Annotated in this window: 1 protein-coding gene; it reads left to right on the top strand. The window is 56.8% G+C overall.

Going from position 1 to position 962, the window contains the following annotated elements; translation table 11 throughout:
• A partial coding sequence (gene tuf, locus GQF02_RS15735) for an elongation factor Tu (RefSeq protein WP_160798400.1) occupies positions 1-962 on the top strand: 962 nt, incomplete at both ends.

The following is a 962-nucleotide window of genomic DNA, read 5'->3' on the forward strand; positions in this document are numbered from 1 at the left end:
ATTAATACCGCTCACGTTGAGTACGAGACCGAAACCCGTCACTACGCTCACGTTGACTGCCCAGGCCACGCTGACTATGTGAAGAACATGATTACCGGCGCAGCCCAGATGGACGGCGCGATTCTGGTGTGCTCGGCCGCTGACGGTCCAATGCCACAGACCCGCGAACACATCCTGCTGGCTCGTCAGGTTGGCGTTCCTTACATCATCGTGTACCTGAACAAGTGCGACATGGTTGATGATGAGGAACTGCTGGAACTGGTTGAAATGGAAGTGCGCGAGCTGCTGTCTTCCTACGACTTCCCAGGCGACGACCTGCCGCTGATCAAGGGCTCCGCCCTGAAAGCGCTGGAAGGCGACCAGTCCGATATCGGTGAACCATCGATCTACCGTCTGGCCGATGCGCTGGATAGCTACATCCCAACGCCAGAACGCGCTGTGGACAAGCCATTCTTGCTGCCTATCGAAGACGTATTCTCGATCTCCGGTCGCGGCACCGTGGTTACCGGTCGTGTTGAGCGCGGTATCGTTAAAGTCGGCGAAGAAATCGAAATCGTTGGTCTGAAAGACACCGTCAAGACGACTTGCACCGGCGTGGAAATGTTCCGCAAGCTGCTGGATCAGGGTCAGGCTGGCGACAACGTAGGCGTGCTGCTGCGTGGTACCAAGCGTGAAGACGTAGAGCGTGGCCAGGTTCTGGCTAAGCCGGGTTCCATCACCCCGCACACCAAGTTTACCGGTGAGATCTACGTGCTGAGCAAGAACGAAGGTGGTCGTCACACGCCATTCTTCGCTAACTACCGCCCTCAGTTCTACTTCCGTACTACGGACGTGACTGGCGCTGTTAGCCTGCCAGAAGGCGTGGAAATGGTTATGCCTGGCGATAACGTATCCATCACGGTTGAGCTGATTGCTCCGATCGCTATGGAAGACGGTCTGCGCTTCGCTATTCGCGAAGGTGG

The sequence above is a fragment of the Craterilacuibacter sinensis genome (genome assembly GCF_009831765.1).
GTDB classification, from domain to species: domain Bacteria; phylum Pseudomonadota; class Gammaproteobacteria; order Burkholderiales; family Chromobacteriaceae; genus Craterilacuibacter; species Craterilacuibacter sinensis.